This is a genomic window from Acinetobacter sp. YH12058 (assembly GCF_013419805.1).
Lineage (GTDB): Bacteria > Pseudomonadota > Gammaproteobacteria > Pseudomonadales > Moraxellaceae > Acinetobacter > Acinetobacter towneri.
In genome coordinates this window covers 1-10,583 of the sequence record NZ_VOZL01000034.1, presented here as the reverse complement: position 1 = coordinate 10,583, position 10,583 = coordinate 1, and the positions used below count along the sequence as shown (strand labels likewise).

General features: G+C 35.3%; 12 protein-coding genes. 6 read left to right on the top strand and 6 right to left on the bottom strand.

All coding sequences use genetic code 11. The features are described from left to right. Positions 1-811 precede the first annotated feature (811 nt). From FTU09_RS13035 to FTU09_RS13010, 6 genes are all read left to right on the top strand, one after another. The gene (locus tag FTU09_RS13035; protein WP_180080527.1) at positions 812-1,705 is read left to right on the top strand and encodes a phage integrase N-terminal domain-containing protein; all 894 of its coding nucleotides are present in this window, start codon (positions 812-814) and stop codon (positions 1,703-1,705) included. Continuing rightward, the gene (locus tag FTU09_RS13030; protein ID WP_180080525.1) at positions 1,706-1,945 is read left to right on the top strand and encodes a hypothetical protein; all 240 of its coding nucleotides are present in this window, start codon (positions 1,706-1,708) and stop codon (positions 1,943-1,945) included. Continuing rightward, positions 1,946-3,763, top strand: a complete 1,818-nt coding sequence (locus FTU09_RS13025) for a type IV secretory system conjugative DNA transfer family protein (protein ID WP_180080522.1) — start codon at positions 1,946-1,948, stop codon at positions 3,761-3,763. Positions 3,764-3,830: 67 nt separating this feature from the next. Then, on the top strand, positions 3,831-4,361 hold the full coding sequence (locus FTU09_RS13020) for a hypothetical protein (protein ID WP_180080519.1): 531 nt from the start codon (positions 3,831-3,833) through the stop codon (positions 4,359-4,361). Between the two features lie 103 nt (positions 4,362-4,464). After that, complete coding sequence (locus tag FTU09_RS13015; protein ID WP_004681077.1) at positions 4,465-4,986, top strand: hypothetical protein; 522 nt, start codon at positions 4,465-4,467, stop codon at positions 4,984-4,986. 78 nt (positions 4,987-5,064) lie between these two features. Next, entirely contained in the window at positions 5,065-5,997 is a 933-nt protein-coding gene (locus tag FTU09_RS13010; protein ID WP_005103080.1) for an IS5 family transposase, read from the top strand. Positions 5,998-6,285: 288 nt separating this feature from the next. Here the strand turns inward: FTU09_RS13010 and FTU09_RS13005 are convergent, their stop codons facing one another. The 6 genes from FTU09_RS13005 to repM all read right to left on the bottom strand — a co-directional run bounded on the left by FTU09_RS13005 (position 6,286) and on the right by repM (position 10,004). Then, on the bottom strand, positions 6,286-6,627 hold the full coding sequence (locus tag FTU09_RS13005; RefSeq protein WP_180080516.1) for a hypothetical protein: 342 nt from the start codon (positions 6,625-6,627) through the stop codon (positions 6,286-6,288). Between the two features lie 156 nt (positions 6,628-6,783). Beyond that, positions 6,784-7,098: a BrnA antitoxin family protein gene (locus tag FTU09_RS13000; RefSeq protein WP_180080514.1), complete on the bottom strand. Its 315-nt coding sequence runs from the start codon at positions 7,096-7,098 to the stop codon at positions 6,784-6,786. Then, complete coding sequence (locus FTU09_RS12995) at positions 7,085-7,372, bottom strand: BrnT family toxin (protein ID WP_168370255.1); 288 nt, start codon at positions 7,370-7,372, stop codon at positions 7,085-7,087. The genes FTU09_RS13000 and FTU09_RS12995 overlap by 14 nt, the downstream gene beginning before the upstream one ends. A gap of 243 nt (positions 7,373-7,615) precedes the next feature. After that, positions 7,616-8,245: a hypothetical protein gene (locus FTU09_RS12990; protein ID WP_078194520.1), complete on the bottom strand. Its 630-nt coding sequence runs from the start codon at positions 8,243-8,245 to the stop codon at positions 7,616-7,618. Positions 8,246-8,460: 215 nt separating this feature from the next. Next, positions 8,461-9,006: a plasmid replication DNA-binding protein gene (locus tag FTU09_RS12985; protein ID WP_180080511.1), complete on the bottom strand. Its 546-nt coding sequence runs from the start codon at positions 9,004-9,006 to the stop codon at positions 8,461-8,463. A gap of 68 nt (positions 9,007-9,074) precedes the next feature. Next, positions 9,075-10,004 carry a replication initiation protein RepM gene (repM, locus tag FTU09_RS12980; protein WP_180080508.1) on the bottom strand — a complete coding sequence of 310 codons (930 nt, stop codon included), beginning with the start codon at positions 10,002-10,004 and terminating at the stop codon, positions 9,075-9,077. Positions 10,005-10,583 lie beyond the last annotated feature (579 nt).

Genomic DNA, 10,583 nt, shown 5'->3' with positions numbered 1-10,583 from the left:
AAGTTTGTTCGCACCCATTCGGGATGCTCTGTACCTACCATTTAAAATCGAAAGGGAGCTTGTAATCAGAGAAAAGGCAGGGACGAAATTTTTATAATGCTCAATCGCTCGTAGACACTCGCTCGGTTTAAACCTGTTTCAGTCAAAAAGAAAAGTACAAAGCGAACGGAGTGTGAGCGACCAGGAAAAATCTAAATCTAAATCTAAAAACTTATTCCCTCTGACTATCAGCTCCCATCTGAATTTTTCAGGGAGTAGCAGAGCCATCCCGAACGGGTGGCGACCGCCCTTTTTGATACGCGTAAACAGTGGCCATGCTCCCCAGTCGTCACTACTCATAAGTAGTGACGACTGGGAAAAAGCTCATAATACTTACAATTCAACACAAAATATTCAGTTATAGATGCGTGATAAAAAACAAATAGACGATATAATGATCAAACTTTCTTGTTTTTTCATAACTTTTCTTTGCTGACTTTCATTTACGTTTTCAGCTTAAACACAAACTAAATAACGGAGATCAAATACTTTTAATCGCTCTCATCCTATATGCAGAAACGGTTTATTTTTATAAGTATTCATATATTTGGATTTAAAGATTCTCGAATTTTTATACCCACTTTTGAGCATTTTTTATCGAACCAATTTCTATAATTGACTTTGATAAAACGTTAATTCGGCTCTTAACACTAACCAGTACATCGGATCTCAAATAGTTATAAATTAAAAAAATGATGCTTCATTGATTCCGTAGCACAGCATAAAGCTGTGCTGTACTCATCAATAAAGCATCTCAAATAAAAGAGGACACATGACCTTAGAGTATCAATTCGATCAGCTCTGCAATAAGTTTCGTGAAGGTTCACACGCCACACAAGCAAATAGGCGAGCTATGCTAAAACTGTTTACTGAACAGCTTGCCAAGAATGGTTATGACATTAAAACCATGTCACCTAAAGATTTAAAAGGTCGGCATGTAAATAAATTGCTTGAGCAATGGCGTAAAGATGGTGTGTCTACAGGAACAATAAAAAATCGGATGGTTGCGGTAAGGTGGTGGGCGGAAAAAATTGGTAATAGTGGTGCTGTCAAAGACAATGCAACTTATAAAATAGAAAATCGTGTTTATGTGACCAATCAAAATAAATCCATTTCTTTAAAAGATCTGGATTTGTCTAAAACAGATCCAAACATAGCCCAGAGCTTACGTTTACAAGATGCTTTTGGGCTTAGACGTGAAGAAAGCATGAAATTCCAACCAGAGTATGCTTTGGATGGTCAAAAGATTGAAAATGCTAAATATATCCGTTTAAAAGACAGTTGGACGAAAGGCGGAAGACCTCGAACTATTCCAATAACTAACGAAAAACAACGTCAAGAACTCAAAAACGCCTACGCTCAAGCAGTAAAAAATGGCGGTTCAATGATTCCTAAAGAAAAAAGTTATAAGTCCCACAAAGCCAATTTTGAAGCAGTGACTCATGCGCTAGGTGTGGGGCAAACGCATGGTTTAAGACATGGCTACGCTCAGACCAGATACCGTGAACTTATGGGCTTTGATTGCCCTGCGGTAGGCGGTTCTCGTTCATTGTCTGCTGACGAGCAAGTAAAAGATAAAGAAATCCGTATGTTAATTAGTGAAGAATTGGGACATAGCCGCATCAATATTACGTCCGTGTACTTGGGTTCATGGAGTAAAAATTAGATGGGTATTGCATCAGAAATAAGATCAAAATTGCCGTTGTGTGGTCGTTGTATTAATTGCAAATTGTTGATTTGGAGTGATAAAGCGGAACTAAAACCGACTCAAAATTTAATTAAATTTAGAAGCTCTGACGCATCTTTTTATTATACGGTTCGTTGTTCATGGCTCAAAAGCCCTGTTTCTGAACCTCAATTTTTAGATACCTGTGAAGGTAAACAACAGCAAAAAGGGGATAGTTAGATGGTGCATGATTTTCTTATATCTTATAACAAGTTTTTAATAAACAGCTTGCACCTTAAACCACTTTTGGTTGGTATTGCGAATACGCTTTTAGTTCTAGTTATTATTGCGCTTCTCCTCATGATTGTTGTGAGTTTGAAGTCAATTTTTAAAGCGCATAATAAATTACATGAGCTTGTATATAACCTTATGCTTTTGAGTTTGGCAATATTAGCTCAAACCTATATGTTGAGTTATATAAGAGGTTTAATACCTGATAGTTATATTATTGTTTCTTATAATAATTATTTCATATCATGGTTTGTGATTGCTGGTATTTATGCCTTTTTTTATTTTGCTGATGGAAAGTCGAAACCTCGTGCAGAACGTATAAAAAAAGAGTCTGCAGACGGATATGGAACGTTATTAGCTGAAGTTCATCGAGGGTTTGAGAATAAAACTCCGCTTATTGCTTTTACGGATCAGATTTTACCCAAAAAGCAAATGAAGGAAATGAAACAAGAATACCTAGATTGGTCATTTCATCGTGAAAGTTTAAGGGTTACAAATGAGGATAGGGGCATCGTTCTGGGCGCACCTGGCTCAGGTAAAACAACGTTTTTAATCTCTCAAATCGTAGAGTGGATGAAATCGGGGCGTAGCTTCGTTGCAACAGATGTAAAGCCAGAAATTTGGGCGATTCTGAAGGCAAACAATGTCTTTAAAATTTTTGGTTATAAAGATTGGGTTTTTAACCCGACCGATGTTCAGAGTGACCACTATAATATTTTTTCAGAAGTGAAGGATTCAGCAGAACTCAACGAGATTTTGAACATTATCATTAAAGATGATACCGCTGAATCAGTGGTGTTTAATGACCTGGCAAGGCGTATTCTGAAGGCTGTTCTCATCGAACTGGGCGATAAAGCATCACTGGTGAGTGCTCAAAATTATATTAACAGCATGGATAGCAATGATGAGCTGTTAAAGGCATTAAGACAGTCTGAGAAATCCAGTGTTTCCAATATTGCCAAAGAAATTTCTCGGACTGCTCAAAATGATCGTTTGCTTGCATCCGTGATGACGGCCGTTTCAAAAGCCTTTGAGTTTCTTGATGATGACCGTATTCGGGCAACGACATCAGACAATGCTCCAGGCTTCTACTTAAAAGAAGTACTCATGCAGCCTAAACAAGCCGTATTTTTACAGTTTGACCAGCAGTACAAGAGTTCAACAGCTACGCTATTCGGGGCGATGGTGGCGCATACCATGCGTATTTTACAAGCCAATCAAAACCGTAGACCGGTATTTATTGCCCTAGATGAAATCATCAATTGTGCACCCATTCCAAAATTCACTGATTTGCTCAATACGATACGTTCTGCAAATATGCCTACGTTCCTATACCTTCAGAGTTTAGAGGGCTTAAATCGCCTCTATGGGCCAAATAGCGAAAAAATATTTATGGGTTCGAGCAATTTGAAAATCGTTTTTAGGATTGGGGATATTGAATCTGCTGAAGAATGCAGTCGGTTGGTCGGGCAAACTGAGACGACATATATCTCTGAAACAGCAGGCACCAGTCAAACCAGCGGTACAAGTTCATCCAGTCGGGCCAGCAGTTCATCTTCTAACAGATCGCAAAATGTAGGGACAACCAAGTCGATTAAATTGGAATCCATTATTGAGCCTGCCGAATTTATTAAATTGCCGATTGGTACGGCCGTGGTGATGTATAACGGCTCTTATGGAACGCTGGAAATGCCGAAATATTATGAGTGCTACAACATGCCAAAACGCACAACTTTAAAAACGATTCAGGATTTTAAAGTCGCCTAAAACTCAAATCTGTTTTAATAACGAAAAACCTTAGTACGGTTCAGAAAATAAGGGAGTACTAGAAAAAGTGTTACATGAAGCATATTACCCAAGTGAGGGTGGTGACAACGGCCCAATTAAAATTTTATACGGCTTTGTGCAAGAAGGCGTTGGAAAAGATCATCAACTAACATTGGTTGTCTTTTATCCAAAGCTAACAGGTACTTCATTATTTAATTTAAGTGATGAAATTAAAGCAGGGTTAACAAATTTCTTACTACAAAAGCATGTCTATGGTGTTAAAGCATCATTTATTAGAGTTGCTTTTGTATGCCCGCACCTAAATGAGAAAGATTTTTATGGTGAAAGTTGGGGGATAGATGTTTTTGAAAATTATGCAAAAGAGCAAATTGATAAAAGATCCAAAAAGTTCTTAGATAAGGTTTTCAAAAATAGAACCATCAACATCAGTATAAATTCACGTAACTTAACAGTGGGTTTGACTGATGAAATTAAGCTTATTGAACATGAAAACTTAGATGCAACTCAAACAGCTTATCTGTTAGATAAACTGAAAGAGGTTGACTATGGGGACTTCAATAAAGTTTTTGGTGAATAAAAAGCTTAAAAATATTAAGGGCTGTACGAAATTTAGTTATTTCGACTAAATTTCGTATAAGAGATTTTATGTTAAATGTAATTGTTTTTAAGATATAGACAAAGTGAATAGTATTTTATTTGAAAAGACTAACTACTATAACACTCAAAATAAAAGACGTGAGTTTGATGGTAATATAATTTTATATATAAGTCTTAGCGTATTATCTTTTGTATTGGGGTTTTTTGTAATTAAATACCTAAGAGTAGATGAGTTTTCTTTTAATGAAAAATCGTTTGATTATATGCTTCAATTAGTAGTCGCACTATATTTTATGTTATATATTCCAATAGCTTATTGGTTTAAGATTTTTTTATACTCTAAATCTATAATAACAATAAAATATAGAGACGACTGCCTAGAAATTCAAACTTTTTTCTTACATAGAAAAATAGAAAACTTTGAACTTTTTTTAGGAGCTGAAATGTATGCTCAAAATATAAATTTTTTATGGTTTAGGGGCAATAAATATTTAGAGCATGAAGAGCCTCTTTTTGTCAATAGTGGTGAAAATTATACGATTCACGATATAGACCGGAACAAATATTATCTAATTACTTTGGCAAAAAAAGAAAGTGAAATTTAATTTTCTCTAAAATTAACCATGAATGGCTTTGTTGCACAAACCTAGCATCAAAAGCTTATTCAGCAATATAATTTCAAAATGAATAAGCCTGCCTCTAAAATCTACCGTACAACCAATTGGTCATCCTATAACCGAGCCTTAATTAACCGAGGTAATATTTCCATTTGGTTTGATCCAAAGACTCAGTGGTATGCACAATCACAAGGCAAGCAAGGTCGAAATCAAACCTACTCCGATACAGCGATTCAATGCTGCTTAATGATCAAATTACTATTCCGACTCTCTTTACGTATGGTCACAGGTTTTGTTCAAAGTCTGATTAAACTCTCTGGATTAGATTGGACAGCTCCGGATTATTCCACCCTTTGTCGTAGACAAAAGCATATTGATATTGCGATTAGCTATCAAAAAAGTAGTGATGGACTGCATCTACTCGTAGACTCTACTGGTTTGAAGTTTCTTGGTGAAGGTGAATGGAAACGCAAGAAACATGGGGCTGAATATCGTCGCCAATGGCGTAAGCTTCACATTGCTATAGATGCTAAAACCCTGCAAATACGTGCAGTACAACTCACCACAAATAATGTCAGTGATTCTCAAGTACTCGAAGATTTACTTGCTCAAATTCCCTTGGATGAACCAATTGATTCTGTTTATACAGATGGTGCTTATGACACAAAGCACTGCCGACAAGTCATTTTAGATCGAGATGCACATGCGATCATTCCACCTAGAAAGAATGCAAAGCCTTGGAAGGATCAGCAAGCGAGGTCTATAGAGCGGAACGAATTATTAAAGACAGTCAAACGGCTAGGCAGATCGCTTTGGAAAAAGTGGTCTGGTTATCACCGTCGAAGTTTGGTTGAAACCAAGATGCATTGCATCAAATTATTAGGCGATAAATTAACAGCGCGGAGTTTTCCAAGTCAGGTGAATGAGATCCATGCACGCATGGCAGTCTTGAATAAATTCACAGAATTAGGTCGCCCTCATACCCAAGTTGTCTCTTAAATTTGAGTAGCTTAAGGGAACTCAGCCTTTCAAACCTTTATGCAACAAAGCCAGAGAGAAGTAGAAAGTTTAGTTTTTTCATTGATAGAGGCATCGAAGAATTTTGAAAATTAAGTCTGGCTACAATTAACATAATACACGTTATGCGAAATTAGAAAAATGAGTTTACTGCACTGATATTTATCTGTTTTTTAAATTTTAGACCTGGGTTGGTGCCCAGGTTTTTTTATTGCGTATAACAGCTGTTATGTTAAGTGAGTAAGAGTTTTTAGTTTATGTAATTATAAGTTATTCCAAAAAAGACATTTCACAGATATAAAAAGATTGATCAATATCACCTATATCCAATGTTTGATGAGATATTGAAATTTCGATATTTTCAAAATCAGTTAAGTTATTTTCCACGAGTCCAAAAATAAAGTATTTTCTAAGACGATCGTTACACACCATTATTCCGGTTTGTTTTTCACCCTGAAACTCAAATGTTAATTGATCGCCAACATGAATCACTTGACCTCGTATATCTTGATAAGGAGATGGATCACCCACAAGTCCAAATGGTACATCTCTATGTGGGGCTTTATACCGTAATTGTAGTTTTTCAATAGTCATATCAAATCTTTCAAGCATTTATTAATGCACCTATTTTCTATTAAGTTTTAATAGTTATTCAATGATTTAAGAGTTATTAATTAAAAAATGTAAATATTTCTTTAATTAAGATTTCCTAAAATTAACATAATACACGTTATGCGAAGTCAAAAATGGGAGCTTAAGCTCCCATTTTTATTGATGATTTTTTAATTCTTTCAGCATAGCATCCCGCAAGATTTCATTCATTCGTGTTTGATAACCTTTGCCTTGAGATTTAAACCATGCAAGTACATCAGCATCTAAACGAATGGAAGTCTGTTGCTTCACTAGACGGTAGAACTGATTATGGCGTACAGCATTGCTCCAGTCTGTAATTTCAGGAATATCTGATAGATCTAGCTGATCATCAGGAACCGTGCCTTTAGCAAGCAAGCGTTGAATTTCAGCATTTTGCTTCTCACTAAATTTTTCATTCAGTTCTTTGCGTGAGTATCTAACCATGCTCATATTTGTTTCGCTCCGCTTTAGTGACTTGCCTTGCACTAATGATTCGTATGATTTCACAGTCATCTTCATCAAAAATTGTGTGAGCCACCAATAACATTAGTACGCCTTTAACTCGTCCAATGGTTTGCCAACGTTCTTCACCATTGGTATGTCTATCCTGGATTGAGATCCGTAATGGATCATCAAAGACAAGGCTTGCAGTTTCGAAAGAGATATCATGCTTTTTCTGATTCTTTCGATTCTTAGCCTCATCCCATTCAAAATACTGTTCCATAAAAAACATTTAAATTTGTATATACAATAATGTATCACAAAATTGTATCTCTCAAGTTGAGAAGCGTAATTTTTAGTCAAATTTATTGGCAAAACATTCCAAAACCGCTCATAAAAAAGCCGACTTGTTTCAAAGTCGGCTTTTTGCTGTTTTTATGCTCAGGGTTAAATTTTTAAGTATTTGATTTTTATATTAATATACAAGTGTATTGCGTATAACCACCATTATGTTAAATGTATAACTTTATAAAGTGTTAATTTTAAAGTCTTCCAATGTTTTGCCTTTTTCTTCTAATAAATTATGAACAAACTCAGGCTCTAATTTCAGCATCAGTTCAATAGCATCATGGATTTTCCAAAATTGTAATTCAGGATGATCTATTATTTGGATTAAATGGTTTTTAATTAAAGGAATATATTCATCGTATTTTTCATCATCAATTAACCAAAATAAGCGACTAATATCAAATGGTTCTGTATTAGATATTTCTATAATCTTTTGTATAGGATGAAATATTTTTATTCTAGCCTGTTCACCAAATCCTAGATCAGCTTGGAATGCCCAATAACGAACAAAAGCTCTAAGTACATGCTGAAGTGTATCATCATAACCATGTAAACGATGATCTATATAACCAACTAATTTATTTTCATTTAATAAATTTACTAATGCATCAAAACCAGAGGATTGTCCCCAATTAGTCAGAAGTTTTGCTGCCTCAAATACAATATTTTCATCAGAAGAATTTAATAAATTTATGACTTGTTCTATACGATCTTCAGGAATATCTTCTGGATCTAAATCTGTTGCATCACATGCGTAATCTGCATGAGTAGGAACGTCATGCAGTAATACAGAAATTTCTTTATTCATTAAGCCACTCATTAATAATTATCTTAAGATTTTCTAAAATTAACATAATACACCTTATACGAAACGTTTTGTAAAAACCATTTTAAAACAATGTCTTATGGATGTAAAAACAGCCTAAGCAGTCACGCTCAGGCTGTTTTAGTGCTTTTTCATGTTCCACGATCAATAAATAAACAATGTTCCACGGTTTTGATTAGTCTGATTAAATAGTCCTATCATCCATAGGGCTTGAAAAAACGGCTCCAGAAGCCCCTTTTTTCTGGTTCTGGCGCAATATGTTCAGGGACTGGAATACGCTTATTTTCCCTCTGCTCTGGAGTAGTCAATCCGTCATGTTTCGGCTCAGGTTCTGACCGAGGATCCGTTGCTATATCTTGGCTAGGTTTCGGATCGGTAAACGTAGTCATATTGGTTTTTGGGGCTTCTAGCAGTCGTTGTATTGCTTCTATTTGATTATCTTTTGCTTCTAGTTGTTCTCTTTGAAAAACTTCTCGCTCATGTGCAAGTTCTAGCTGTTTTTTAAGTATGTCTACTTGCTGTTTTAGCATGTCTACTTCTGTATCTTTTTGTACCGTAGTAGACTGTAACGTAGTTACATTATTATTTTTATTAGATGGTTCGCCAAATACTCGTATGGCTTCAGATAAATCTATTTTCCCATCACTATTTTTTGATAAATCCCCTTTATTTATACGTTTATAGATACTTTGACGATTGATTCCATAGAGTTGAGCTAATTCAATAACAGATAGTGCTTTCATCATGTAACCCAAGTAAAAGTCTGTATGTCAGTAGACAATATTTAGTGATGTAACGTTACATCAATGATTTAACGATAGCCAACCTTTTCAAGCATTGGAGCAAACTCTTTTAACTTCTCAGAATCTTTAAGCATTTCAGCAATTCTTACTGCGAATTGAGAATAGCTTTCAGTTCCTTGAGAGTATTTACTCATTTCAGGAAGTTCAGATAGCTTATTGGAAAATAAGTGGCGTTGAGAGTCAGTCATTTTTTTTGAAAAAAGATCTACATTCCCAGATATTGTCTGATTTTCTAATGATTTAGTCTTAGATTTTTTTTGCTTAAAAGAAAAAGAAAAACCAGATATTGAACGACCTTTTTTATGCTGTTGGTAAGTTGCTTCTATATCTGTTTTTTCGCTAATTTCAGAAATGGCTAAGTCAAGAACTCTAGTTTTAAAGTGATCCATACGCTTGTATTCATTAACACCAATTCCAAGTTGTTCTCTAAAAGTTGCTAATTCAAATACTGGTGTTTTTCCAACAGCTCTCCATTGAATTAGTAACTCATATAATCTTGCTGAATACGTACTGTTAAGCTGAGCTGTTTGGCTTAGTAAATATTGAGTAAAAAAGTCTTTAATACCATCAATTTTACTTATGCCTTGTACAACAGCTAAAGTGAAAACAAGTTCAATAGCCCCTTCATCATCTAGATATTTTACTTGCTGAATCCATCTACTTTTGACTAATTTTCCATCTTCATCAAAGAAGCTAAATCTTCTGTTAAATAAAGAATCCTCTGCTTCTTTCATTCTCTGATAAGCATTTTGCCTTGTCGTCCCAAAAACTTCAGCATATCTCAAAGCATCTATTCGTAAAGGAGTATCTGTACTTAGTCCTGTACCCGTATGTCTAGCATCAACAATGGCTAATTGAACAATATGAAACTCTGATAAAGATAGAGTTTGAAAAGCCTGGTTTAACCGATTGGTTTTTACAACTAATTCTTTTGACATAGACTCGATTGAAATATTTTTATACCCACAGATTATAACAATGTGGGGATAACTACAACTGTATAGTTAAGGGCGTAATTAGGAAGGTAACTAAACGTGGGGAATGGGTAACTAAACGTGGGGGAATGGGTAACTAAACGTGGGGGAATGGGTAACTAAACGTGGGGGAATGGGTAACTAAACGTGGGGGAATACAATGATTAGTTATTGAAATTTAATAATTAAAACTAAGTTAAAAACATTTAAAAACCTTAAAATAATTAAAAACACAGGGAATGAAAAATTGCCCTTGGTTTTCGCTACGCTCAAACTCTATTGAACTTCGCTTTCGCTCAGTTCGAAGGGGCAATTTTTTTCATATAACTGGAATTAATTCTCTAAAAAAAAAGCAACTCGGAATTCGCTTCGCTCATAAGTTTTTATGCTCGCTTCGCTCGGTCTAGATTCAAATTAAGTTTGTTCGCACCCATTCGGGATGCTCTGTACCTACCATTTAAAATCGAAAGGGAGCTTGTAATCAGAGAAAAGGCAGGGACGAAATTTTTATAATGCTCAATCGCTCGTAGACACTCGCTCGGT